Annotated in this window: 25 protein-coding genes; 4 read left to right on the forward strand and 21 right to left on the reverse strand. The window is 47.7% G+C overall.

Features of this window, described 5'->3' with window-relative positions; translation table 11 throughout:
- Positions 1 to 111 precede the first annotated feature (111 nt).
- From AC4EHB_RS04495 to AC4EHB_RS04505, 3 genes are all read right to left on the reverse strand, one after another.
- Entirely contained in the window at positions 112 to 552 is a 441-nt protein-coding gene (locus AC4EHB_RS04495) for an NUDIX hydrolase (RefSeq protein ID WP_490980802.1), read from the reverse strand.
- Between the two features lie 232 nt (positions 553 to 784).
- Complete coding sequence (locus AC4EHB_RS04500; protein WP_490980803.1) at positions 785 to 994, reverse strand: YqkE family protein; 210 nt, start codon at positions 992 to 994, stop codon at positions 785 to 787.
- A 12-nt stretch (positions 995 to 1,006) separates the two neighbouring features.
- Positions 1,007 to 2,215: an acetyl-CoA C-acetyltransferase gene (locus tag AC4EHB_RS04505; protein ID WP_490980804.1), complete on the reverse strand. Its 1,209-nt coding sequence runs from the start codon at positions 2,213 to 2,215 to the stop codon at positions 1,007 to 1,009.
- A 55-nt stretch (positions 2,216 to 2,270) separates the two neighbouring features.
- On the opposite strand from AC4EHB_RS04505, the gene AC4EHB_RS04510 reads away from it, so the two are divergent.
- Positions 2,271 to 3,170: a hydroxymethylglutaryl-CoA lyase gene (locus AC4EHB_RS04510; protein ID WP_490980805.1), complete on the forward strand. Its 900-nt coding sequence runs from the start codon at positions 2,271 to 2,273 to the stop codon at positions 3,168 to 3,170.
- 73 nt (positions 3,171 to 3,243) lie between these two features.
- Positions 3,244 to 4,188: an alpha/beta hydrolase gene (locus tag AC4EHB_RS04515; protein WP_490980806.1), complete on the forward strand. Its 945-nt coding sequence runs from the start codon at positions 3,244 to 3,246 to the stop codon at positions 4,186 to 4,188.
- Positions 4,189 to 4,273: 85 nt separating this feature from the next.
- Here the strand turns inward: AC4EHB_RS04515 and AC4EHB_RS04520 are convergent, their stop codons facing one another.
- The 5 genes from AC4EHB_RS04520 to yneA form a co-directional block, all read right to left on the reverse strand.
- Complete coding sequence (locus AC4EHB_RS04520; protein WP_490974408.1) at positions 4,274 to 4,510, reverse strand: YneF family protein; 237 nt, start codon at positions 4,508 to 4,510, stop codon at positions 4,274 to 4,276.
- Between the two features lie 591 nt (positions 4,511 to 5,101).
- Positions 5,102 to 7,099, reverse strand: coding sequence for a transketolase (tkt, locus tag AC4EHB_RS04525; RefSeq protein ID WP_490980807.1), 1,998 nt, complete (start codon positions 7,097 to 7,099; stop codon positions 5,102 to 5,104).
- A gap of 126 nt (positions 7,100 to 7,225) precedes the next feature.
- A complete protein-coding gene (locus AC4EHB_RS04530; RefSeq protein ID WP_490974410.1) occupies positions 7,226 to 7,459 on the reverse strand; it encodes a DUF896 domain-containing protein in 234 nt (77 codons plus the stop codon).
- A gap of 58 nt (positions 7,460 to 7,517) precedes the next feature.
- Complete coding sequence (locus AC4EHB_RS04535; RefSeq protein ID WP_490980808.1) at positions 7,518 to 8,171, reverse strand: YneB family resolvase-like protein; 654 nt, start codon at positions 8,169 to 8,171, stop codon at positions 7,518 to 7,520.
- Positions 8,168 to 8,485, reverse strand: coding sequence for a cell division suppressor protein YneA (gene yneA / locus AC4EHB_RS04540; RefSeq protein WP_490974412.1), 318 nt, complete (start codon positions 8,483 to 8,485; stop codon positions 8,168 to 8,170). The genes AC4EHB_RS04535 and yneA overlap by 4 nt, the downstream gene beginning before the upstream one ends.
- 165 nt (positions 8,486 to 8,650) lie before the next feature.
- Between yneA and lexA the strand changes: the two genes are divergently transcribed.
- Positions 8,651 to 9,271 (forward strand): transcriptional repressor LexA, encoded by a 621-nt coding sequence (lexA, locus tag AC4EHB_RS04545; RefSeq protein WP_490974413.1) that lies wholly within the window; start codon positions 8,651 to 8,653, stop codon positions 9,269 to 9,271.
- Positions 9,272 to 9,316: 45 nt separating this feature from the next.
- Here the strand turns inward: lexA and AC4EHB_RS04550 are convergent, their stop codons facing one another.
- From AC4EHB_RS04550 to AC4EHB_RS04575, 6 genes are all read right to left on the reverse strand, one after another.
- Positions 9,317 to 10,057 (reverse strand): class I SAM-dependent methyltransferase, encoded by a 741-nt coding sequence (locus tag AC4EHB_RS04550; protein WP_490980809.1) that lies wholly within the window; start codon positions 10,055 to 10,057, stop codon positions 9,317 to 9,319.
- Between the two features lie 66 nt (positions 10,058 to 10,123).
- Positions 10,124 to 10,318 (reverse strand): hypothetical protein, encoded by a 195-nt coding sequence (locus tag AC4EHB_RS04555; RefSeq protein WP_490974415.1) that lies wholly within the window; start codon positions 10,316 to 10,318, stop codon positions 10,124 to 10,126.
- Between the two features lie 169 nt (positions 10,319 to 10,487).
- Positions 10,488 to 10,688, reverse strand: a complete 201-nt coding sequence (locus AC4EHB_RS04560; RefSeq protein WP_490974416.1) for a hypothetical protein — start codon at positions 10,686 to 10,688, stop codon at positions 10,488 to 10,490.
- A 214-nt stretch (positions 10,689 to 10,902) separates the two neighbouring features.
- Positions 10,903 to 12,237: a type I glutamate--ammonia ligase gene (gene glnA / locus AC4EHB_RS04565; protein WP_490974417.1), complete on the reverse strand. Its 1,335-nt coding sequence runs from the start codon at positions 12,235 to 12,237 to the stop codon at positions 10,903 to 10,905.
- 39 nt (positions 12,238 to 12,276) lie between these two features.
- Positions 12,277 to 12,660: a MerR family transcriptional regulator gene (locus AC4EHB_RS04570; RefSeq protein WP_135505321.1), complete on the reverse strand. Its 384-nt coding sequence runs from the start codon at positions 12,658 to 12,660 to the stop codon at positions 12,277 to 12,279.
- Between the two features lie 122 nt (positions 12,661 to 12,782).
- Positions 12,783 to 14,015 carry a methionine gamma-lyase family protein gene (locus AC4EHB_RS04575; protein WP_490980810.1) on the reverse strand — a complete coding sequence of 411 codons (1,233 nt, stop codon included), beginning with the start codon at positions 14,013 to 14,015 and terminating at the stop codon, positions 12,783 to 12,785.
- 108 nt (positions 14,016 to 14,123) lie between these two features.
- Between AC4EHB_RS04575 and AC4EHB_RS04580 the strand changes: the two genes are divergently transcribed.
- Complete coding sequence (locus tag AC4EHB_RS04580; protein ID WP_490974419.1) at positions 14,124 to 14,738, forward strand: trimeric intracellular cation channel family protein; 615 nt, start codon at positions 14,124 to 14,126, stop codon at positions 14,736 to 14,738.
- Between the two features lie 48 nt (positions 14,739 to 14,786).
- Here the strand turns inward: AC4EHB_RS04580 and AC4EHB_RS04585 are convergent, their stop codons facing one another.
- The 7 genes from AC4EHB_RS04585 to mutS form a co-directional block, all read right to left on the reverse strand.
- On the reverse strand, positions 14,787 to 15,086 hold the full coding sequence (locus AC4EHB_RS04585; RefSeq protein WP_490974420.1) for a rhodanese-like domain-containing protein: 300 nt from the start codon (positions 15,084 to 15,086) through the stop codon (positions 14,787 to 14,789).
- A 62-nt stretch (positions 15,087 to 15,148) separates the two neighbouring features.
- Positions 15,149 to 15,373, reverse strand: a complete 225-nt coding sequence (hfq, locus tag AC4EHB_RS04590) for an RNA chaperone Hfq (RefSeq protein ID WP_490974421.1) — start codon at positions 15,371 to 15,373, stop codon at positions 15,149 to 15,151.
- A gap of 20 nt (positions 15,374 to 15,393) precedes the next feature.
- Positions 15,394 to 16,341, reverse strand: coding sequence for a tRNA (adenosine(37)-N6)-dimethylallyltransferase MiaA (gene miaA / locus AC4EHB_RS04595; RefSeq protein WP_490980811.1), 948 nt, complete (start codon positions 16,339 to 16,341; stop codon positions 15,394 to 15,396).
- A complete protein-coding gene (locus AC4EHB_RS04600) occupies positions 16,334 to 17,254 on the reverse strand; it encodes an alpha/beta hydrolase (RefSeq protein WP_490974423.1) in 921 nt (306 codons plus the stop codon). Before AC4EHB_RS04600 ends, miaA begins: the two co-directional genes overlap by 8 nt.
- Positions 17,251 to 18,912 (reverse strand): glycerol-3-phosphate dehydrogenase/oxidase, encoded by a 1,662-nt coding sequence (locus tag AC4EHB_RS04605; protein WP_490974424.1) that lies wholly within the window; start codon positions 18,910 to 18,912, stop codon positions 17,251 to 17,253. Before AC4EHB_RS04605 ends, AC4EHB_RS04600 begins: the two co-directional genes overlap by 4 nt.
- A 47-nt stretch (positions 18,913 to 18,959) precedes the next feature.
- The gene (gene mutL, locus AC4EHB_RS04610) at positions 18,960 to 20,792 is read right to left on the reverse strand and encodes a DNA mismatch repair endonuclease MutL (protein ID WP_490980812.1); all 1,833 of its coding nucleotides are present in this window, start codon (positions 20,790 to 20,792) and stop codon (positions 18,960 to 18,962) included.
- 4 nt (positions 20,793 to 20,796) lie between these two features.
- Positions 20,797 to 23,322: a DNA mismatch repair protein MutS gene (gene mutS / locus AC4EHB_RS04615; protein WP_490980813.1), complete on the reverse strand. Its 2,526-nt coding sequence runs from the start codon at positions 23,320 to 23,322 to the stop codon at positions 20,797 to 20,799.
- Positions 23,323 to 23,395 lie beyond the last annotated feature (73 nt).

Below are 23,395 nucleotides of genomic sequence, written 5' to 3' on the forward strand. Positions count from 1 at the left end.
AGGCAGCGAAGAGCAGCAATTGCGATTAGAGCAATTGCTGCTGGTTCCACGCTCATTTTAATGACCCATCGGTCAAAGTCTTTTAGTTTACCGGCGCAGTATTATGTCAATTTAAAATTCAATATAAAACGGATGCGTGCTTTCAGCCAGGCAATATTCAATCCGCTGACAGAAATTCTTCCACACTACCATTTCCAACGCTTCCTTTAATGGGAAAAATCCCACTTCGAGGCTTTCTGCGGAAGTGGCAAGTTCCCCACCTGCATGTTCCGCTAAAAACAAGGTGTTGCAAATCGAACCACTGACATTTTGGAATATCCCACAGAACCTAAGCGCTTTAATATCGATCCCGGTTTCCTCTTTCGTTTCCCGGATTGCCGCTGCTTCCAATGATTCCCCTTCTTCCACTTGGCCGCCCGGCATTTCCCAGCCTCTCCGCGGGCCTTTTATCAATAAAAGTTCCCCTTGCTCGTTCAGGACGATCGCAGCTGCTGAAACAATATGCTTTGGTGGCATCCATTGCCCTTCGGTTTCCTGTTCTTTTATGACCATTATGCTCTCTCCCATCAAAATGGTTTGGATGCAGCAAGCATTTTAAAATTCCGCCAGCCTAATCCACCGTTTCTGTTTGTCTATAGTTCATATTTTATCAGTTCTACTAGTAATAATATACAATAATTTCCTATTTATCCTAAATCCTTGAAATTCTTAAACACAAAAAATACCCCGCAAACGACAAGGTTCTGGTCGGTTGTGGGGTATTGGCTTGATAATCCGTATTCACTTAGAATTTATTGCCTTTATCGCCGTGGCGCTCAAGCAATTCTTCAAATGACAAATTCTTCTCGCGCTCTTTGCGTTCAAACAATTCCTGCGCGTGTTTTTCTTCCGCGCGCTGCTGTTCTTCTTTGACCAGCTCTTTTTTTGCCGCCTGCAGTTTCGCCATAATATCCTGCGGCAACATACTATCGGCCTGCTCTTTCTTCTTGCCCATGGCTGTTCCTCCTTATGGACGTTTAACGATTGTCGCTACACCTTGGCCGCCGCCGATGCATAATGTAGCAAGACCTGTTTTCGCATCACGCTTCTGCATTTCATGCAATAGTGATACAAAGATACGCGCTCCACTTGCACCAATCGGATGCCCAAGCGCAATTGCGCCGCCGTTGACGTTTAAAATATCGTGGTTGAATTGCAATTCCCGGTCAACCGCAATCGACTGGGCAGCAAATGCTTCGTTCGCTTCGATCAATTCGATGTCGCCGATATTCATATCCGCCTTTTTCAAGACGTTCTTCACAGCTTGTACCGGTCCGATTCCCATTACTGCCGGATCAACACCTGCATGGCCATTCGCTACGATCGTCGCAAGAGGGGTTAAGCCCAATTCTTCCGCTTTAGCTTTAGACATGACAATAACTGCTGCTGCTCCGTCGTTGATGCCGGATGCGTTTCCTGCCGTTACACTGCCGTCTTTCTTGAACGCCGGACGCAATTTGCCAAGCTTTTCAGCAGTAGAACCGCGTTTCACGTATTCATCTTCTTTAAAGATGATTGGCTCGCCTTTGCGCTGAGGAATTTCGACTGGAACGATTTCATCTTCAAAACGGCCAGCATCGATTGCCGCCGCTGCACGCGCTTGTGAACGAGCTGAAAACTCATCTTGCTCTTCTCTGGAAATATCGTAGCGGTCGCACAAGTTTTCTGCGGTGATGCCCATGTGGTAATTGTTGAACGCGCAAGTCAAACCATCCTGGATCAGGCTATCGACGACCGGCTGATCACCCATCCGGTAGCCGGTACGCGCTTTTGGCATAAGGTATGGCGCCAAGCTCATATTTTCCATGCCGCCTGCTACCACAATATCCGCATCCCCTGCGTAAATCGCCTGATAAGCTAAGTGGACGGCTTTCAACCCTGAACCACAGACTTTGTTGATCGTCATGGCTGGAACCGTTTCCGGCAATCCCGACTGGATTGCAGCCTGGCGGGCGGGGTTTTGGCCGAGGCCCGCCTGCAGCACATTGCCCATGATCACTTCTGATACTTGTTCAGGCTTTAAGCCTGCGCGTTGTACTGCCTCCTTGATGACGATGGCTCCCAATTGGGTAGCTGGCACGTCTTTCAATGCCCCCTGGAATGAACCTACCGCTGTTCGGACAGCGCTTACAATTACGATTTCTTGTGTCAAAATGATTTCCCCCTTGTTAGTCATTTGCAAGTTGCTCTTTTCTCCTACTCCTGGATACAATGGTATTGGGAGGGATACTATGTTCAGTTTACCAAATAAAGCCACGATAATCGAGGTCGGCCCTCGGGACGGCCTGCAAAACGAAGGAAAGATCGTTTCAACCGAGTCCAAGCTGGAATTTATCAATGGCTTGCAAAGAGCCGGCGTCCAGGAAATGGAGCTGACTTCATTCGTCTCGCCAAAATGGGTGCCGCAAATGGCGGACGCCAAAGAGATTCTGGCGAACGTGGAGAAAATTGGACGCCAATTTGTTCTAACGCCGAATGAAAAAGGGATTTCCATGGCCCTTGAGTCCGGAGCCAAAGCACTGGCAGTTTTCGTAGGTGTATCGGATTCATTCAATAAAAAAAATATCAATAAAACCACGGCCGAAAGCATGGATGCTTTGGAGCCGCTCATCCTAAAACTGAAAAAGGATGGCATTTTTGTCCGCGCCTGCATTTCCACCGCATTCTACTGTCCATTTGAAGGCGCAGTCGATCCGGACAAGACGATCGCGCTTTGCCGCCAATTCGTCGACTGGGGTGTCGATGAATTGAGCGTCGCCGATACGATCGGTATGGCAAATCCGGTGGAAAGCTATGAATTATTCCATCGCTTGAAAACGGAATTTCCGGACGTGCTGATGACTGCACATTTTCATGACACGCGCAAAATGGCGCTGGCCAATATTTTCGCTTCCTTGCAAGCAGGCGTCGACCGTTTCGACGCTTCTGCCGGCGGACTGGGTGGTTGCCCATTTGCACCTGGCGCCACGGGCAATGCCGCAACTGAAGACATCGTCAACATGCTTCACCGAATGGGCATCGACACCGGCATCGACTTGGATCTTTTATGTGAAGCAGTTTCTACAATCGAGCCTCATGTCTCAAATCCGATAGCGACCGGCATGTACCGACTATATAAAAACAGCCGTTGATCTTTGGAAAACTTATTGGATTATGGCTGGATAATTGCTTTTCATTAAAGAAAGACGAAAAGGGGTTTTGGTCATGAGAAGACGAATCCTTCAAGTTTCCGCAGTGGTGTCAAGCGCGTTCACGTTGGCGACCGCAGTTTTGGGCATTGCCGCAAGCAACCGTTTGATGTACGTCAAGAAAAAAGAGGAAAGCTTGATATTGGAGCGTGAAACCTCATCCAAACGCTTTGATGAAGTTTGGTACGCAAGTGTCCCAAAAAGCGAACAGTGGATCGAGTCCCAGAATGGCTACCAAGTGAAAGCCATCTTTCTGGAACCCCATGATACAAAACGCTATGCTGTCATTTGCCACGGCATCACCGAATCGAAAGTCAACTCATTCAAGTATGCCCGTATGTTCGAAGGGCTCGGCTTCAACTCAGTTGTCTACGACCATCGGCGACACGGCGATTCCGGCGGCAAAACAACAAGTTTTGGCCATTATGAAAAATTCGACTTGAAAGCGGTCGTAGAAGCGTTGAAACTCCATGTCGGGCCGGGACTCACATTCGGCATCCACGGCGAATCGATGGGTGCCGCGACAACTTTGCTGTATGCCGGCATGCAGGACGATGCGGATTTTTATGTTTCGGACTGCGCCTATTCTGATATCTCGGAACAAGTGCTGCACGTCATGCGCACCACGACGCGTCTCCGGACGCCGCTGGCATTGAAACTCGCATCGTTTTTCATGCGGCTGCGCGACGGCTATCTGATCAGCACCGTGACACCTCGGGAAGCGGTTAAAAAAATCACGAACCCGGTTTTATTCATCCACAGCTTGCCAGATGATTTTGTGCTTCCGCAGATGACGCTGGAAATGCACGAGCTGAAGCCAGGCCGAAAAGCGATGAAGCTGTTCGAAGAAGGGGCGCATGCGCAATCCTTCAATCTGCATCCGAAAGAATACAAAGAAACCGTGGCGCAGTTTTTGCAGGACCACGCGCTGCTTGAACCTACTATAGAAGAAAAAATTTAACAGAAAAACGCCAGCCCTATTGGGGCCGGCGTTTTTCTATGCGGTAAAGCTAATAGCATGAAAAAAAGCACTCATGGAGTGCTTCTTATTTTTTAGCAGGTGGTTTAGTTGACGCTTTATTCATTTGTGTCATCATTTGATTGATTTTTTTCTGAGACGGTTTTTGTCCCATTTGCATCATCATGATACGCAGCATATCTTCGTTAATCGGTGGATTGTCTTTCAAATATTTCATCATGTATTGACGTGCGATGAAAAAGCCAAGCGCAACACCCGCGATTAAAGCGACGATAACGATTACGATCCAAATCCATGTATCCATTCTTGTTACCCCCTTCGTGTTGCATAAATAAGTAGTGCACCACAATGGATTATACTATATATTTCCGGATGTGACTATAGACACGAAATAATATTAGGAAGTAGTTTAAGTGGATTGGATAGTCATTTTCATTCCGCTTCAGGCGGACGCGTTTCGCGGGCGAGCGCCAAGCCGCTTCGTCGCTGCGCTCCTGCAGGGTCTCGGCTGTCTCGTCACTACACTGCCCCGCTGAAGTCGCCGCCTACCGCTTAATTCAAAGTTATCTCTCAAAAACGAATTATTTTTTCCATCTAAAAACTTGAAAAATAGAAGTTCATACAGTTTTTTGATGATTTCCAGGTATGGAGCAAAATAGCACCGACTCCCAAGGGAGCAGTGAAACGATGAAGTGCCGAAATTCACTCGGGCGCTAGCACGAGTTAATTCGGCGCGAGCCCGCAGGAAAGATATGGACGAAAATAGTTCGGGCATATCTTTGCGACGCACGAGCATATGTTTTAGCGATGCTGTTTTGCGGAATATCGGTTTTAAAAAAAAGTAAAAAAAAAAGACGGAAACAAGTTCTGTTTCCGTCTTTGGTATTTGCATTTATTAGTTTAGAAGAGCTTTGACTTTTGACACTACGTTTTCAGGAGTGAATCCGAACTCTTTCATGATGCGGTCGCCAGGTGCGCTTGCACCGAAACGGTCGATTGAAAGAATGTCGCCTTCGTCTCCCGTGTAGCGTTCCCAGCCAAATGAAGTTCCCATTTCGATTGCTAGACGTTTTTTGACTGTCGTCGGGATAACGGACTGTTTGTATGCTTTGTCCTGTTTCTCGAATCGGTCCCATGATGGCATAGAAACGACTGATACTGCGATGCCTTCTTCAGCCAACTGCTTTTGGGCAGTAACTGCGAGGCTGACTTCAGAACCGGTTGCAAGCAATAGCGCTTGTGGGTTTTCAGCAGGAGATACCACGTATGCCCCTTTTTCCACACCACTGTCAGCCAATTCGCCGCTGTGTTCAAGGACCGGCAAGTCTTGGCGTGAAAGCACCAATAGGGTCGGGTGGTCTTTCGCTGTGACAGCAAGCTTCCATGCTGCTTTGGTTTCGTTAGCATCTGCAGGGCGCACAACGCTCAAGTTTGGCATAGCGCGAAGTGAAGCCAAATGTTCTACTGGCTCGTGAGTCGGGCCATCTTCCCCTACTGCGACACTGTCGTGTGTAAAGACGTATGTGACCGGTAATCCCATTAATGCTGCTAGGCGGATTGCCGGGCGCACGTAATCGCTGAACACGAAGAACGTTCCGCCGAAAACATTGAGTCCGCCGTGAAGAGCCATACCGTTAAGGGCAGTCCCCATTGCGAATTCACGGACACCGAACCAGATATTGCGTCCAGTCGGATTTTCCGCATCAAAGTCGCCTCCGCCTTTGATTGTCGTTTTGTTCGAACCAGCCAAATCGGCGCTGCCGCCGAAGAACGATGGCACTGCTTTTGCGATGGCATTGATCATATCGCCTGAAGAAGCGCGAGTCGCTTGTTTTTTACCAGCTTCGTACACAGGGAAATCCGCATCAAAGTTCTCAGGCAAATCGCCTTTGATCGCTTTTTGCAGCTGCTGAGCCAATTCTGGATAGGCTGCTTCGTATTTAGAGAAAAGCTCATTCCATGCTTTTTCAGCGTTGCCGCCTAGCTCTTCAGTTGCTTTATTAAAAGTTTCATAGACTTCTTCTGGGACATAAAAATCTTCGTCAAATGTCCACTTGTAATATTCTTTAACAAGTTTCATCTCAGCTTCACCCAGTGGAGCTCCGTGAGCGTCCGCTTTACCGGATTTGTTTGGCGCGCCATAGCCAATGACCGTTTTCACTTCGATCAATGTCGGTTTGTCCCCTGATTGCTTCGCTTGTGCGATTTTTTCAGACAAATCGTCAAGCTTGTTGCCGTCATCTACGCGCAGATAGTTCCAGCCATATGATTCAAAGCGCTTTTGGATGTTTTCAGAGAAACTCATACCAAGGTCGCCGTCAAGTGAGATATCGTTGCTATCGTATAAAACGACCAATTTGTTTAATTTCAAGTGCCCAGCAAGTGAAATCGCTTCGCCTGCTACGCCTTCCATCAAATCTCCGTCTCCGCATAGAGAGAAGGTATGGTGGTCGACGACATCCATGTTGTCTTTATTGTATGTAGCTGACAAATGGCGTTCTGCCATAGCCATGCCGACTGCCATGCCGATTCCTTGGCCAAGTGGTCCCGTTGTCGCTTCTACGCCAACTGTGTGATGATATTCCGGATGTCCCGGTGTTTTCGAATCCCATTGGCGGAAGTTTTTGATCTCGTCCAATTCAAGTCCGTAGCCGCTTAAATGCAATAAGCTGTATAAAAGCATCGAACCATGTCCCGCCGAAAGCACGAAACGGTCACGGTTGAACCAGTTCGGGTTTTTAGGGTTGTGGTTCATGTGTTTTGTCCATAATGTATAAGCCATAGGAGCTGCTCCCATTGGCAATCCCGGATGACCTGAGTTCGCTTTCTCAATCGCATCGATGGAAAGTGTACGTATAGTAGTTACTGCAAGCTGATCTGCATGGTTTGACATAAAAACATCCTCTCACTAACAATTTTAATCCTATTCTAGTGTAGTCAACAATAGGAAAGAATACAACTAGAAATGCGCCAAGAGCCAAGCGCTGAAGTCTGGACGCAACAAAAAAAAGAACAAGTATTAATTTAAATACTTATTCTCTCGGATATTTTTGACCTTCTCCGGCGTTACATCGTTACCTTCCGGATCAATCACTTTTACGTTTTCAATTGTGCCGCGCATCGTTTGGCGGAAAGTTGCCAAATACTCCTGGCGCAATGCAGATTGTTCTTTTGCCTCTTCAATGGACAAGCCCACAGTCTTGGATTTTCGAGATAATTCGTTAATGCGTTTTATTTTATCTGGAGATAACATTAGAATCCCGCCTTTCTTCTATCATATCGTACAAAAGAAGCGGGATTTCTGCAATCTATTAGCCCTCTTTCATCTCGAGGTATTCTCTGTAGCGTCTGTGGACGGTTGCTTTGCTTGCCTGATAACCGAAGCCTTGCAGCGTTACCGCAATTTCATGGAACGTCAGCCCGTTCTGTTTCAGGCTGACAATCTGATCGATCGGCAAGTCTAAGCGCTCCCGTCCATCGGGGTTGCCCCTGCCTTTTAGATTGCGTTCAGGCTTGTAGCCATTTTCAACAGCGCGCTTCATGCCACGTTTGATTTTGGCATTATGTATTTTGCGCTGATATTCTTCAACAACCGCTAAAATCTCCAAGACCATGTCGTCCATATCATTTAATGCAATGGGACCTTGATCGGTCAATGTAAAAACCTCCACGCCATATTTTTTCATGACGTGAAGCAGCGCGATCCGAGCATGGCCACGGCCAAGACGGGTTTCATCCTGAATGAAAACCGCTGAAACTTTATCGGTTTTAACGACGTTGAGCATCTCCAAGAGCCCTTCCCGGTCCATTTCGTAGCCGCTGTGCTGATCTTTAAAGATGTCTGAAACAATGTATCCTTGCGCAAATGCGAATTTCAATAATTCTTCTTCCTGCCGTTCAAGTGAACTTTCCTGGGTGTCTTTCGTGGTGCTGACGCGGCAATAAATTAACGCAGACTTCTTCATTCTGCATCACCCGCCAGTTTGGTGGTTTCGTCTGGGGCGAATTTTAGTTGTTCGCTGGGGATTTTGATTGATTGTCCAGCAATGATCTTCGGAGTGCTTAAGCCATTCTCCTTCATGATTTCTTCAATCCACTCCTGATGGGGGGTATTGCCGCTGAATGATTCCGCAAGTGTCCACAAAGTATCGCCTTGTTCGACTTGCACTAGGCTCATTTGATCTTCCTGCGCGTTATGGGTGAAAACCGAATAGAATGAAAAAGATAGAATCAGAAGAAAGAGTACTGTCAGGTAAGAATTTTTTTGGATGAATGTCATAAGAACCGCCTCCTAAGAATGTGTGTTCGGAATGTATGTTCTTACTTTAATGCGAACAAGTGTTTTTGTCAACAAATAAATTCGAACCTATGTTTGCATTTCATATCCCAAGTTGGTATACTATTGGTAGAAAACATGCTGAACTATTAAAAAGAGGTGAAACTGTTGAAAAAAGTATCGAAACGCCAAGAAGATATTTTGTCATTCATAAAAGACGAAGTCCGGGCCAAAGGCTACCCGCCTTCCGTCCGTGAAATTGGAGAGGCAGTCGGCTTGGCATCAAGCTCGACTGTCCATGGCCATCTTGCCCGCCTTGAAAGCAAAGGCTTGATCCGCCGCGACCCGACAAAACCGAGAGCAATTGAAATTATCAGCACTGATGATTCACTGGTTGAAAAAAGCCCGGTCCTTCATGTACCGCTTGTCGGTAAAGTAACGGCTGGCGTTCCGATCACGGCGATCGAGAATGTGGAAGAGTATTTCCCGCTTCCCCAGTCATACGGAACTGAGGACGACCATATTTTCATGCTGGAAATCATGGGAGAAAGTATGATCGAAGCTGGCATCCTGAATGGTGACTATGTCGTAGTGAAACAGCAGCAAACCGCTAACAATGGCGACATCGTGGTAGCTATGACCGCTGATGACGAAGCGACAGTCAAACGATTTTTCAAAGAAGACAATTATTTCCGCCTGCAGCCTGAAAATTCATCGATGGATCCAATCATCGTAGACCAGGTCTCCATCCTTGGAAAAGTGGTCGGAGTTTACCGCCAACTACATTAATCATGACACATAAAGACGCCGAGAGAATTTCTCTCGGCGCCTTTTTTAGTTTCCTACCTTTTGGGCAGACAAAATCAACATCAACGGAATGCGCTCCCGCCGTTCAAACTCAGCTGCGGATTCGAAATTTGTAGGGACCGGCTTTCCTTCCCTGAGGGCAGTTACAGCAAATCCGGCTTCTATTAGCGCTGTAAAGTAGGTTTCTGTCGTTCGGTGATACTTGACGACTGTCTTGCTTATCCAGGGCTCACTGCGCTCTCCTTCCCTGAAATAATCATCGACCACCCAATCACCTCTGCGCTCGCCTTGCGCTTTACTCGCAAACGACGAAGTGGTCAATGGGTGCTGTACAGTGAAAATGAATTTACCGTCCGGCACCAATGCTTGATTGATTTCCTTGAACAAGTGTCTGATATCCGTCAAGTAATGGATGACAAACCGCGAGACAATCAAATCGTATTCTGAACCCTCTGCTTGAAACGATTCAAGGTCCGCTATATGTATCTTGCCACCCAGCTGTGCCGTTGCTCTACTTGCCAGCAATGCCATCTCCCTTGAGCCTTCTATTCCCGTATAGGATGCTGCTCCAGAGCCGAGCAGTTCATTGCCAAATTTACCGTCTCCACAACCGAGGTCCAAGATTGCTTTCCCTTCGACTTCACCCATTAGGTCACAGATAATCGGTTTCTCTATCGCGTTATTCGGGCTTTCCTTGCGCTCTCTCCGTTTCAAAAAAACCGCTAAAAAATCCTTATCGTCGTAAACACTCGATCCTTTAAATTCCACCTAGCCAGCTCCTCTTCTAATTTTAGGCATAAAAAAAGCATCCGTTAAAACGCGATGCTTCAGGCCTCATAATTCATAGACCATAATGTATTTTACTTGTGTGATAGTAATACGGTATAGGCGGTCGTTGTCCTGGTCCGTGATTTCAAACGTGCCGTGAGTCGGAATATTGCGCAATGCTGATTCTTTGTTTTCAGCATATACTGTCAGGACAATCGTATTGCCTTGGTCAAAATAGAATTCAACTTGGAAAGTTTTCATGCATCGGCCTCCTCTAAAGCAGAATGGTTTTTGCTTCTGTCTATCATACACCATTTGCGGGGCGAGTTGTCCATTCTTTTTGGAGTAAACGCTCTGGTAAATAGGGAAAACCCCGAATACGGACTCATAATGAGCCGAATTCGGGGTACCGGTATTCTGAAGATCGTATTCAATTTTTGCTTTCGACTTTTTGCTGTTGCGATATCCACCAATCGATATGCCTCACGTCAAAAAAGATTGTATTGGCATAGGACTGGCTATGTGGAATCTGCCTTTTTGCGATGCTCTCATTAATTTGTTCTTCAGTCCTCGGGCATCCTACAGAATCTAAATACTTCCGCAGGTCTTTAACCCCTTGAATTTTCGTCAAACTAATCACCCCCACAAAATCTTCTTACTTTCTAAGAAAATTCAGTATGGGCTATTAATCGTACTATGAATTCTTCTTAATGATACCACAGTCCTGGAAAAACTAAACTTCCAAAATCAAAAAACTTTTATTTACTGACCCAAGTGGATAAGAAGCTTGGAAAGTTTGCAAAAAAAAACACACCAGTGCAAGTGCGCTGGTGTGTTATATTTGCTTAATACATTTTCAAGTATTGCTCGCGCTCCCATGGGTGAACCGCAATGCGGAACATGTCCCACTCGATTTCTTTCGCTTCCACAAAGTTGTTAAGAATGTGAGAACCAAGTGCTTTCGTCATCACTTCATTGCTTTGCAGCTCTTGAAGTGCTGCGTACAATGTTGGCGGAAGGTCTTGGATGCCCACAGCTTCGCGCTCTTTTCTGTTCATCGCGTAGATATTGCGGTCTACAGCTTTTGGCGGCGTCATTTTCTTCTTGATGCCGTCAAGGCCAGCAGCCAATAAAACAGCCATTGCCAAGTATGGGTTTGCAGCCGGATCAACAGAACGCACTTCTACGCGTGTTGACAATCCACGTGAAGCCGGGATACGGATCAACGGGCTGCGATTTTGTCCAGACCAAGCAATGTAGCACGGAGCTTCATAGCCAGGCACTAGGCGTTTGTAAGAATTGACAGTCGGGTTTGTAACCGCTGTGAACCCTTGTGCGTGCTCAAGGATACCTGCAAGGAATTGGTATGCTGTTTCACTTAACTTCATTTCGCCGTCTTCATCCAAGAAAGCATTCTCGTTGCCATTGAATAGGGAAACGTTCATGTGCATCCCTGATCCGTTGACGCCGAATAATGGTTTTGGCATGAATGTTGCATGCAAACCGTGTTTCCGAGCAATAGTTTTAACTACTAATTTGAATGTCTGGATATCGTCGCATGCTTTGACAGCATCTGCGTATTTAAAGTCGATTTCGTGCTGGCCTGGTGCTACTTCGTGGTGGGATGCTTCGATTTCAAAGCCCATTTCCTCTAACTCGAGCACGATGTCGCGTCGGCAGTTTTCGCCAAGGTCCATCGGCGCCAAGTCAAAATAACCGCCATTGTCGTTCAGTTCCAATGATGGTTCGCCGCGCTCGTCCAATTTGAACAAGAAGAATTCCGGCTCAGGCCCAAGATTGAAATGTGTAAAGCCAAGCTCTTCCATTTCTTTCAGTACGCGCTTCAAGTTATTGCGTGGATCGCCATCAAATGGAGTTCCGTCTGCACGGTAGATGTCGCAGATTAAACGTGCAACTTTTCCTTTGCCTGTGATCCATGGGAAAACGACCCATGTGTCAAGATCAGGGAACAGGTACATGTCTGATTCTTCGATTCGCACAAATCCATCAATAGAAGAACCGTCGAACATCATTTTGTTGTCTAAAGCCTTATCCAATTGGGATGTAGGGATTTCAACATTCTTAATGATACCTAAGATGTCTGTGAATTGCAGACGGATAAAGTTCACTTCTTGTTCTTGCATTAAACGTTTAATGTCTTCTTTAGTATACTTGCCCATATTCGCTTCACTCTCCTATGATTTTTTATGTAACCCGGTTCATTTGAAGAAACGGGATAAATCCCCTTGCCTAATGCCGCCTCTGTCGAACGATTTCGAGTTCAGCATTTCATCCCTCAAAATTCGCCGAAGCTCGGCATCCGTGATTGTTTGTGGAGCTGTCTTTTCAATTGTCGGTTGTGACCGCAGGGCATAAATCTTTTTGATGCCCGCAATATTGATGCCTTGATCAAGAAAATCTTTGATTTCCAAAAGAGTGTCCACGTCGTTTAATGAAAACATCCGCTTATTCCCTTCCGATCGCGCTGGGCTGATCAACTCGTGCTCTTCGTAGTAACGGATTTGGCGCGCTGTCAATTCCGTCAGCTGCATTACTATACTGATAGGAAGAAGCGGCATCGTCCTGCGAACCCGGTGTGTCATGTTTTTCACCCATTTCAATAATTACTGCTCCTTTAGTGTAAAGGATGTCAGATAACTTGTCAAACGAATGTTAGGTTTTCTAACGTAAAAATTTCCGCACAGTTTTTGTGCGGAAATTTATGTTAGATCAGATTTGATTTTTTTAAGGTTTCAATAGAGTTCAATACAGCAATTTTCACATGCTCGTAAGTAAGCCCACCTTGTACAAAGGCGGTATATGGCGGTCTGATGGGACCATCAGCGGTCAATTCAATGCTCGACCCTTGCACAAAAGTGCCGGCTGCCATGATGACATCGTCTTCGTAGCCTGGCATATAGGCAGGTTCGGGTTTGAATTGCGCATTGACCGGCGAACTCGCTTGAATCGTTTGGCAGAATGCCACCATTTGCTCAGCGGTGTTGAATGACACAGACTGGATCAAGTCCGTCCTTTTCGCTGAATAATGGGGAGATGTCGCCATGCCGACGGATTCAAGCAACGCGGAAGTGAAAATCGCGCCTTTCAATGCCTGCGATACGATATGCGGCGCCATGAAAAACCCTTGGTACATATCCGGCAATGCATTCAATGATGCGCCTGCCTCTCCTCCTATACCCGGCGAAGTCATGCGGTAACCGCATTTTTCGACTAAATCCCTTCTGCCGGCAATATAGCCGCCAATTTTAGCCAGTCCGCCGCCAGGATTTTTGATAAGCGATCCGGCAATCAAATCAGCGCCCGCTTCAATCGGTTCTTGTTCCTCGACGAATTCGCCGTAGCAATTATCGACGAAAACGATCGCGTCCGATTTAATGGTGCGAATCTCAGCAATCATCTCGGCAATCTCTGCTATAGTAAACGACGGACGGGTATCGTAGCCTCTTGACCGCTGTATTGCTATCACTTTCGTCCGTCCGTGAATGGCTTTTTTTGCCGCATTCCAGTCTACGCTTTTGTCTTCAGCCAACGGCACATGCTGGTAGCTGATGCCGAAATCCCGCAGCGAACCGGTGTCCTGTTCCCCACCTGACACAATGGCATCCAAGGTATCATATGGTTTTCCAGTCAGATAAAGCAGCTCATCGCCAGGACGCAAGACGCCGAACAATGAAATCGTGATGGCATGTGTCCCTGAGATGATCTGCGGCCGCACCAATGCCGCTTCCGCTTTGAAGACAGCCGCATAGACGCGTTCAAGCGTGTCGCGCCCTTCGTCGTCATAGCCATAACCCGTTGAAGGATTGAAATGATGGTCACTGACTTTTTGCGAATGGAAAGCTTCAAGTACTTTTTTCTGGTTCAAAAAGGCGATGTCATCTGCTTTCTGCAGCTCGTCTTGTATCGTTTCTTCTATCGCTCGTATTATAGTTTGCATCTAATTCTCCATTCTCTTTTGCTCACTCTCTATTATGCAATTAAACTTGAAATTGCGTCAAATTCTGCTACAATTCATAGAGTTGAAGATTTCGGGAGGATGCATCATATGGCTTGGGAAGTATTAAGTGCCATCGGAACGATCGCTTTTGCGGTGTCCGGGGCTATTATCGCTATGGAAGAGGAGTATGATATCTTCGGGGTTTATCTGCTGGGGATTGTTACTGCGTTTGGCGGCGGCGCAATCCGGAATTTATTGATCGGCGTGCCTGTTTCCGCATTATGGGAGCAGGAAATGATGTTTCAGCTTGCCTTGTTCTCCGTCACCCTCGTATTCCTTTTTCCAAATAAACTATTAAGCCATTGGAACCGCTGGGGCAATTTCTTTGATGCCATCGGGTTATCAGCATTTGCCATACAAGGTGCACTTTACGCAGTGAATCTGGGAATGCCGGTATACGCAGTTGTCGTCGCAGCTGTATTGACGGGTTCCGGCGGCGGTATGGTCCGGGACGTCTTAGCCGGCCGCAAACCGCTTGTCCTAAAAGCGGAAATTTATGCTGTTTGGGCAGCGATGGCGGGCATACTCATCAGTTTTGACATGGTACGCACCGACTCGGTGCTGTATATCCTGTTTATCTGCATCACCGCATTGCGGATCCTCTCTTTCACATACAGATGGCGCCTGCCAACACGAAAAATCCTTACGACCAAAACACATTAAAAAGACCGCCCGGCTTTAAAAGCCGGGCGGTCTTTTGAGTTTCAATAATTATGCGTGGGTTTCGCCTTTCCAATCGAGCATCCCGCCATCAACATTGATGGCTTCGATACCGCCGGATTCCAGGATTTCGCATGCTTTCGCGCTGCGTTTACCTGAGCGGCAAATAACATGCACGGTTTGGGAGCTGTCGACTTCCGACAAGCGGTCCGGCAATGTGCCAAGTGCAATGTGCTTAGCGCCCGGCACTATGCCAGCCGCCACTTCTTCATCTTCACGCACGTCGATCAGCTGCACCTGTTGGCCAGCTGCCAATTTTTCCTGCAGTTCATCAGTAGAAATCGATTTCATTGTTATTGCCTCCCGTTAGTCTTCTTAATGGCTTTTAAGCCTTTTGTGTATTAGTTGAAGGATTAATCCTGGTGTTCGATAGCAACCGCTTTCGAGGGTGAAAAAGTCGAAATGGCATGCTTGTAAATCAGCTGCTGTTTGCCTTCGGACTCAACCAGCACTGTGAAATTATCATAGGATTTAATCGTGCCTTTCAATTGAAAACCATTCAATAAAAATACAGTTACGTAAATATTGTTTTTGCGCAGCTGGTTTAAATAAACATCTTGAATGTTTACTGGCTTCATGAATATCCCCCTCATAATCCCTAGTCTTTATTTTTCCCCGCAATTATTTCAATTCGACGGGCACGGTCTATATCCTGCATAAAAGCTTCAATTTCCCGAATGTTTTTTTCCGGATCGGCTAATGCATCAATCCAGAAAATCGGCAGCTTGTTTTTGAAATAAGTGAATTGCCGCTTTGCGTATTTCCGTGAATTGCGTTTTAACTGGCTGACCGCTTCCCCGAAATCCACCGCTCCTTCAAGAAACCCATATAATTCTCTGTAGCCAATTGCTTGGATCGCCTGGGTATCGCGGACGCCGCGGTCTCGCAGCGCTGCCACTTCATCCAGGAGACCCTGCTCCAGCATAGCATCGACGCGCTCATTGATGCGCTGATACAGGACATCGCGGTCGATGTCGAGCCCGATGATGGCCTCGTTATACATCGGCGACAACGCCAGGCTGCGGTCCGCTTGCTGTTCTCCGCTTTCCAAAATTTCAAGTGCGCGGATGACGCGCCTCGTGTTGTTCGGATGAATATCGGTTGATGGGTCCATTGCCATCAATTTATCGTGCATATGCTGCGGACCCTGCTGTTCGAGTTCTTCATATAAAGCGGCCCTCACTCTTTCATCGACTTGGCCGTCCGTAAAGCGGTAATCGAATAAAACCGCCTGGACGTATAGGCCCGATCCTCCTACAAGGATCGGCAGCTTGCCCTGCGATTTGATTTCTTCGATTTTGCCGCGCACAAGCCCTTGGTATTCCGCCACCGAAAAAGATTCTTCCGGTTCCTTGATGTCGAGCAAGTGGTGAGGCACTTCTTGCATTTCTTCTGCACTGATTTTCGCTGTGCCGATCGACATGCCGCGGTAGACCTGCATGGAATCGCCATTGATAATTTCACCATTAAAGCGTTTTGCAAGCTCCAAGCTCAGCGCTGTTTTACCGGAAGCCGTGGGGCCTACTATGGCAATTACATCAATCATTTTCCAACATCCACTCTGCCATAATTTCGTAATGCACTTCTTTGTCGATTTCTTTAAGCAATTCGTGCCTAGCGCCTTCCGCCAAATGCACGCGGACATTCGTCATCCCAGCTTTCTGGTATTGTTCAGCCGCCTGGAAGATGCCTTTGCCATGGCCGCCAACCGGATCTGCGGAACCGCTGATCAGCAGCAGCGGCAAATCTTTGCGGATTTTTGCCACTTCCGCTTTGCGATGGATCAAATCCAGGCCGGTGAATAAATCTACATAGAATTGATTAGTAGATGGCGCACCGCACATCGGATCTGCTTCGTATATGGCCACTTCGGACTTGTCCCGGCTGAGCCATGCATATGCAGATTCTTCGCTTTTGAACGCTTTATTGAAACTGCCGAACGTCATTTTTCCAAGCATTTCACTCACTGCTGTCTGTCCTTGCGCTTTCGCCGCAGCCGAAGCAAATGCGAGCCCAGCTTTGCCCGAAAAGCCTGGATTTCCGCCGCTGCCTGACAACACGACGCCGCTGATGCTGGAGCTGTACAATTGGATGAAACGCCGAGCCACAAACGACCCCATGCTGTGCCCGAAGACGATAAGCGGAAGATCTCCAAACTCATCTTTCACATGATCGATGATTTCCTTGGCGTCTTCGACCACTCTGTCAAATCCGCCTTCTTCAGCGAAAAATCCTATGGTCCCGCTGCGTTGGGCTGTTTTTCCGTGTCCGCGCTGGTCGTGGCCAGACACTGCAAATCCCTTCGCCGCGAGGAAATGCACAAATTCCTCATAACGGCCGACATGCTCCGCCATGCCGTGGATCACATGCACATGGCCGATTGGAGAAGGCGGGCAAACCATTTCACAATAAACTTCGTGGCCATCTGACATTTCTACAAAACTTTTGTTGATTTTCATTGCAATGCCCCTCTCACATATCGAGTCGCCCGCTGGATTTCTTCGTTCAATTCATTGCGGTATTGCATTTTCTGTTCTTTGCTGTAATTCAACTCGCTGGCCATGAATTCCAGCACGCTTTCTTTATAGCGCACGACATCCGCGATATGGAAATAAAGATCGCCCGTCCGCCTGACAAAAAAGTCTGCGGGGGTCAACGCCATTTCATCTTCAATCATGTATTTCAAGATGGCTGCCAACGACTTTGGCAGCCCCTGGGGATTGGTTTCAGGCATTTGCTGATAATAGCCAAACACTTTGCCAGCGTTCGTCCCGAAAAATTGCGCCAGCATCCGGCCTTCTTCCGGCGACAAGCCGAATTGCTCTGCAGACAATGCGGTTTGGCTGACGAATCCGCCAAAGTTTTCCGAGCCGCCAAAATCACCGCCAGATAACGGTAAATGCTTCGTAATGGAACTGCCGTATTTTGTGCCCGTATCTTTCGAAAGCCTTTTAGCTGTTTTATCAATGATCGTTTCCGCCATTTTCCGGTATCCTGTCAATTTGCCGCCCGCGATGGAGATGAGACCGTTGTCCGACTCCCAGATTTCATCTTTCCGGGAAATTTCAGACGGATCCAAGCCTTCTTCTAAGATGAGCGGCCTTACGCCTGCCCATGTTGATTCGATGTCGTCTGGCGCCAATCGGATTTCCGGAAACATGCCGCTTACCGCTTTGATCAAGTACGCGACATCTTCTTTTGTGGCACTGGGGTCGATCGGGTCTTGCTGGAAAAAGGTATCGGTTGTGCCGACATAGACTTTCATATCCCTTGGAATAGCAAAAATCATGCGCTTGTCAGGTGTGTCAAAGTAGACAGCATGCCGAAGCGGAAATTTTTGCTGATCGACGACGATATGTGTACCTTTTGTCAGCTGCAGCTTTTTGCCCCTTGTCTTCGCATCGAGGCTTCTGACTTCGTCAACCCAAGGACCTGACGCATTTATAGTTACCCGTGCGTCCACATCAAAAGTTTGACCTTCCACAACGTCAACGATCCGCGCCCCAGCCATTTTGCCATTTTTATAAAGGAAGCTTTCCGCTTTTGCGTAGTTCAAAGTGACTGCTCCGCCTTCCGCCGCTTTTTTCAAGGTTTCCAGCGTCAAGCGCGCGTCATCCGTTCGGTATTCGACGTAATAGCCTCCCCCGAGCAAGCCTTCTTTATTCAATAAAGGCTCTTTTTCCAGCGCTTCTTCCGGTTTCAGCATCTTGCGACGTTCGCCTTTTTTGACTCCTGCCAGAAAATCATAGACCCGAAGCCCGAGAGATGTCGACAACGGACCGAACGTTCCGCCCTTGTGAAACGGCAGCAGCATGCGCTGAGGTTCTGTTACGTGGACTGCATTTTCATAAACGATTTCCCGTTCTTTGCCGACTTCCGCAACGAGCTTCACCTCGAATTGCTTTAAATACCGCAATCCGCCATGGACCAATTTTGTGGAACGGCTGGATGTGCCAGCTGCAAAATCCTGCATCTCCACCAAAGCGACCGACATGCCGCGTGACACCGCATCAAGTGCAATGCCCGCTCCTGTAATTCCGCCTCCGATAACTAAAACATCAAACTGGTATTTAGAAAGCTTGCCGATTTGTTCCGGCCTCTTTTTCGCTGAAAACATCCTTTTTCCCCCTTATCCAATGACTCTGCCCGCAGTTATGCCTTTGTTCACATTACCCGTTTAAACATTTTCTCAACATCATAAGTTTTAAAATGCACAATGACCGGTCTGCCATGTGGACAGGTAAACGGCTGTTCGGCATTTTTTAAGTCCGCCAGCAATCGTTCCATCTCATGCTTTTGCAAATAATGGTTTGCTTTGATCGATCTTTTGCAGCTCATCATGATCGCCGCTTCTTCCCGGATTTTCTTAACGTCAACTTTACGGTCATCCAGCACCTGCTCGATGATTTCTTCGATGATTTCCTGTTCAAAGCCTTTCGGAAACCATGTCGGATGCTCGCGGACGATAAATGACGTGTCGCCGAATTCTTCCATGAAAACGCCGCTTTCTGACATCACTGCTAAAGCATCTTTCAGACGCAGCGCTTCGTCGCGGCTGTAATGGAACGTCAATGGCAGCAATAAAGCCTGCCGCTCGGAAGAATTGATGTCCCCCACTTTTTCGCGGAAAAATTCATATTTGATGCGTTCTTGCGCAGCGTGCTGGTCGACCAGGTAAAAACCGTCTGAACTTTGCGCAACGATATAAGTGCCGTGGATTTGGCCGACGACTTCCAGCTCAGGAAATTGCGGCCCCGTTTCCGGTTCCTCAAAATCGGCAGCTTCAGCAATCGGTTCTGGATATGGTTCTGGCGTGTAGGCAGTTGACGCTTGTTGCGCCGATGCAACAGACGCATGCTTGCCCTGCTGCTCTTTCGGCCTTTCCATTGTCCGCACAAAATCGCTGTCTGGCTGCTCTATCGGTTCTTTTACTGTAAATGAAGTTTTCCATATATCCAGTTGCTTTGTCGGCGCCTGTTTCACAGCTTTCGGCTGCTCGATGGTCGGCGCCCGAACAGCTAAACTGACGGCTTGGCGTATTGTAGTGTGCACCAATTCCATCAATTCCTTTTCCTTGCTCAGCCGGATTTGCTGTTTGGCAGGGTGAACATTGACGTCCGTCAAATAAGGATCTCCCTGGATATTCAAAATGACGATTGGCTGCCGCTCCAACGGCAAAAACGTATGGTACGCCCTATGCACGGTATTGGCAATGGCATAATGCTTGACCCATCGGCCGTTGACGAACAACGAAATATAGTTTTTATTGGCACGGGTGATTTCCGGCAATGACGCATAGCCGGAAACCTTGTAATCCTGGGTTTCCCCTTTAAACGGAATCATTTTTTTAGCAATCGAAACACCGTAGATATCGGAAATGACGCGCTTGATCTCACCGCTGCCGGAGGTCTGGAGCACCGTTTTGCCGTCGTGCACCAATTTGAATGCGACGCCCGGATAGCTGAGCGCAAAGCGGTTCATCAGGTCGATTGAATGGCCAAGTTCCGTTTGCAGCGTTTTCAAGTATTTCAAACGTGCCGGCGTATTGAAGAACAATTGGTCAATGCGGATGTCGGTGCCTTTTCTTAAAGAACCAGACCGGTGTTCGATCACACGCCCGCCTTCCAATTGGACAAACGTTCCAGATTCTCCATCAGAGGTATGGAGCATGATTTTTGATACCGACGCGATACTTGCAAGCGCTTCTCCCCTGAAGCCTAAGGTTCGGATACGGAACAGGTCATGCTCGTTCGCGATTTTGCTCGTAGCATGGCGCGAGAAAGACAATAGGGCATCTTCCGCGTCCATGCCTGCGCCGTTGTCGATAATCTGTATGGAAGTCAGCCCAGCTTCGATCAATAATACTTCAATCGCTGTACCGCCCGCATCAATGGCATTCTCCACCAATTCCTTGACGACAGAAGCTGGCCGTTCGACCACTTCCCCAGCAGCTATTTTGTTGGATAATGGTTCATCCATTAATTGGATTATTCCCATAAAGTCACTCCTTTTCGCTTAGCTTTGCCTGCAGGTCATTGAGCAATTGCAGCGATTGCAAAGGCGTCATTGCGGCAATATTAATGTCCGAAATTGCCTGCAGCACTTCTTCCCCAGCGGTGTCGCGGTCATCGAAGAACGATAATTGTTCTACTTGGCTGACGTGCTTTTTGTTTTCCGCTTCGAAACTCGCCAGCAACTCGCGGGCACGGGCAAGGATCGGCTGTGGCAACTCTGCCAATTCTGCTACATGGATGCCGTAGCTTTTATCTGCCGGCCCTTTTTTCACTTTATGCAAAAACACCACTTTGCCTGATTGCTCCATCGCAGCGACGTGGACATTGCTGAGTTTATCGAGCGACTGGTCCAATGCCGTCAATTCGTGGTAATGCGTCGAAAACAAGGTATTGGCGCCTATGTGCTCATGGATATACTCAATCATTGACTGAGCGAGCGCCATACCGTCATAGGTCGAGGTGCCGCGGCCAATTTCATCGAATAACAGCAGGCTCCGGCTTGTCGCATGGGTGATCGCGTATTGCGATTCAAGCATTTCGACCATGAATGTGCTTTGGCCAGAGACCAAATCGTCCGCCGCTCCGATGCGCGTGAAGATTTGGTCGACAATCGGCAAGTTCGCCGATTCAGCGGGCACATAGCTGCCGATCTGCGCTAAAACGATTGTCAATGCAACTTGGCGCATATACGTACTTTTACCGGACATATTCGGTCCTGTAATCAACAGCATATTTTGGCTGTTGGTCAATACGCAGTCATTTGGCACGTAATGCTGTTTGTTGAGCATTTTTTCGACGACCGGGTGGCGGCCTTCGATAATCGAGATTTCGCGGGTATCATTAAATTCAGGCTTCACAAAGCGGTAATTCTCCGCTATGTTGGCAAAGCTCATAAAGACGTCCAGCTCGCTGAGCGTCGAGGCTAAATTCTGGATGCGGGTGATAAACACCTTGACTTCTTCCCGAATCTTGACAAATAATTCATACTCCAGGTTCAAGCTCTCTTCTTCAGCCGTCAATATCAAGGTCTCTTTTTCTTTCAATTCTGGTGTGATATAGCGTTCTGCGTTTGCCAGCGTCTGTTTGCGGTCATAACGCTCCAAGTCCGCCAAATGCATATTCGCTTTCGATATTTCAATATAATAGCCAAAAATCCGGTTATAGCCGATTTTTAACGATTTAATGCCGGTTAATCGGCGTTCTTCCTGTTCAAGCTGCGCAATCCAGTCTTTGCCATTGCGCGAGGCATAGCGGTATTCATCCAATTTTTCGTGGAACCCGTCCCGGATGACGCCACCTTCTTTCGCTGACAAAGGTGGATTAATGCTGATGGCCTCAAGCAATTCGCCCACTTCTTCGCAGCGGTCCAGTTTTTCGCTGAATCCAGCGAGTGCGTCATACCCTGAATTGGCCAGCTCTGCAATAATGGCCGGGACTTTCTCCAGTGAGCTCCGCAACTGGGCTAAGTCTCGTCCGCTCGCACTGCCAAAAGCAATCCGCCCGCTCAGGCGCTCCAGATCGTACACTTCTTTCAAGAGCGCTTGCAATTCCACGCGCGCAAAATAATTGCCGATCAACGCTTCGACCATCGTCTGACGCTTTTCAATCGAGCTGCGGTTGGCCAAAGGCTGATGCAGCCATTGCTTCAGCTTGCGGCTGCCCATCGCTGTCACGGTATCATCCAAAAGCCACAGCAGCGTGCCTTTCGTTTCTCCTCCGCGAATTGATTGCAGCAATTCCAAATTGCGCTTGGAATGGAAATCGATCGATAGCAGCTGACTGTTTTCATTGAAAATAAAAGGCTGGATATGGTCAAGTGATTGTTTCTGAGTGCGCGAAATATACGTCAGCAGACGCAAAATGCTTTGCTTCAAATCATCCGGGCATTGGGCTGTCAGCCGTTCGTCTGCTTCGTAAATATGGTCCATCGGTTCAATCGATAAAATGAGCTGCTGGGTCTCTTCGTTCAGCAATAAAAACAATTGCTCGGAAACGACCAGCTCACGGATGTTCAACGACTGCAATTCTTGCAGCAGGGCTTTTTCCGTTCCCGCTATAGAGACAGCCGCCGCTTCGCCTGTGCTGACGTCGACGTAGGACAAAGCAAAACCTTCTCCGGTCTGTTCAGCCGCCGCCAGAAAAAGGTTCGATTTTGAATCGACGCTTTTGCCTTCGGTATAAGTGCCTGGCGTGATGAGGCGCACGACTTCACGCTTGACCATGCCTTTTGTCGTTTTCGGGTCTTCCACCTGTTCGCACATCGCCACTTTATGGCCTTTTGAAACGAGCTGGTCGATATAATTCTGGGCTGCATGATGGGGCACGCCGCACATCGGGATGCGGTCTTCGCCTGTACCGCCCCTGCTGGTCAATGTAATCTCCAGGATTTGCGACGCTTTCAACGCATCGTCATAAAACATTTCGTAAAAGTCGCCCAAGCGGAAAAACAAGAACGCGTCCTGGTAATCGGATTTCACTTGCAAATATTGTTGCATCATTGGTGTAGGAGCCATTTTTAATACCTCTTTCAGAACTTTTCGTAGTCTCACCATTATAGCAAAAACAACAGCAGAAAAGAAAAAACTG

It is taken from the genome of Planococcus sp. TJ-302, from assembly GCF_058268455.1.

Coding starts and splice junctions, on each gene's coding strand:
- AC4EHB_RS04495 (WP_490980802.1), bottom strand. CDS start 552: ATGGTCATAAAAGAACAGGAAACCGAAGGGCAATGGATGCCACCAAAG.
- AC4EHB_RS04500 (WP_490980803.1), bottom strand. CDS start 994: ATGGGCAAGAAGAAAGAGCAGGCCGATAGTATGTTGCCGCAGGATATT.
- AC4EHB_RS04505 (WP_490980804.1), bottom strand. CDS start 2,215: ATGACTAACAAGGGGGAAATCATTTTGACACAAGAAATCGTAATTGTA.
- AC4EHB_RS04510 (WP_490980805.1), top strand. CDS start 2,271: ATGTTCAGTTTACCAAATAAAGCCACGATAATCGAGGTCGGCCCTCGG.
- AC4EHB_RS04515 (WP_490980806.1), top strand. CDS start 3,244: ATGAGAAGACGAATCCTTCAAGTTTCCGCAGTGGTGTCAAGCGCGTTC.
- AC4EHB_RS04520 (WP_490974408.1), bottom strand. CDS start 4,510: ATGGATACATGGATTTGGATCGTAATCGTTATCGTCGCTTTAATCGCG.
- tkt (WP_490980807.1), bottom strand. CDS start 7,099: ATGTCAAACCATGCAGATCAGCTTGCAGTAACTACTATACGTACACTT.
- AC4EHB_RS04530 (WP_490974410.1), bottom strand. CDS start 7,459: ATGTTATCTCCAGATAAAATAAAACGCATTAACGAATTATCTCGAAAA.
- AC4EHB_RS04535 (WP_490980808.1), bottom strand. CDS start 8,171: ATGAAGAAGTCTGCGTTAATTTATTGCCGCGTCAGCACCACGAAAGAC.
- yneA (WP_490974412.1), bottom strand. CDS start 8,485: ATGACATTCATCCAAAAAAATTCTTACCTGACAGTACTCTTTCTTCTG.
- AC4EHB_RS04555 (WP_490974415.1), bottom strand. CDS start 10,318: ATGAAAACTTTCCAAGTTGAATTCTATTTTGACCAAGGCAATACGATT.
- glnA (WP_490974417.1), bottom strand. CDS start 12,237: ATGGGCAAGTATACTAAAGAAGACATTAAACGTTTAATGCAAGAACAA.
- AC4EHB_RS04570 (WP_135505321.1), bottom strand. CDS start 12,660: ATGACACACCGGGTTCGCAGGACGATGCCGCTTCTTCCTATCAGTATA.
- AC4EHB_RS04575 (WP_490980810.1), bottom strand. CDS start 14,015: ATGCAAACTATAATACGAGCGATAGAAGAAACGATACAAGACGAGCTG.
- AC4EHB_RS04580 (WP_490974419.1), top strand. CDS start 14,124: ATGGCTTGGGAAGTATTAAGTGCCATCGGAACGATCGCTTTTGCGGTG.
- AC4EHB_RS04585 (WP_490974420.1), bottom strand. CDS start 15,086: ATGAAATCGATTTCTACTGATGAACTGCAGGAAAAATTGGCAGCTGGC.
- hfq (WP_490974421.1), bottom strand. CDS start 15,373: ATGAAGCCAGTAAACATTCAAGATGTTTATTTAAACCAGCTGCGCAAA.
- miaA (WP_490980811.1), bottom strand. CDS start 16,341: ATGATTGATGTAATTGCCATAGTAGGCCCCACGGCTTCCGGTAAAACA.
- AC4EHB_RS04600 (WP_490974423.1), bottom strand. CDS start 17,254: ATGAAAATCAACAAAAGTTTTGTAGAAATGTCAGATGGCCACGAAGTT.
- AC4EHB_RS04605 (WP_490974424.1), bottom strand. CDS start 18,912: ATGTTTTCAGCGAAAAAGAGGCCGGAACAAATCGGCAAGCTTTCTAAA.
- mutL (WP_490980812.1), bottom strand. CDS start 20,792: ATGGGAATAATCCAATTAATGGATGAACCATTATCCAACAAAATAGCT.
- mutS (WP_490980813.1), bottom strand. CDS start 23,322: ATGGCTCCTACACCAATGATGCAACAATATTTGCAAGTGAAATCCGAT.